Source organism: Methylophaga sp. UBA5088 (genome assembly GCF_002414625.1).
Classification (GTDB): domain Bacteria; phylum Pseudomonadota; class Gammaproteobacteria; order Nitrosococcales; family Methylophagaceae; genus Methylophaga; species Methylophaga marina.
In genome coordinates, this window is record NZ_DIAC01000103.1 from 70,686 (window position 1) to 70,982 (window position 297).

A 297-nucleotide genomic window follows, 5' to 3' on the forward strand; every position below is an offset into this window, starting at 1 on the left:
TGCAGCCTATTTGCTCAATGGTTTTTTGCTCGCATCCAAGATCGTCAATTGGGTGCGTTACTGCCCTGACCGTCGGCACACTCCGGTAGAATTTTTGCCACACACCGTGCCATCAATCCATATAGCGTTGTCTAATTTAGTCGTGAGAGTAATGGCACCGCTGATATTAGCATTAGTTAGATCAGCATACGATAAGTCCGCATTCGATAGATCTGCTTCGACTAAATCCGCTTCTCGCAGGTTAGCACCTTTAAGATCAGCATTATTTAATTGGCTATAACTCAAATTTGCTTTACG

The 297-nt window shown here is 43.8% G+C and carries 1 protein-coding gene; it reads right to left on the reverse strand.

From position 1 onward, the window contains the following. Positions 1-57 precede the first annotated feature (57 nt). On the reverse strand, positions 58-297 hold a 240-nt coding region (locus B4K20_RS13140; protein WP_289283213.1), incomplete at its 5' end, for a pentapeptide repeat-containing protein.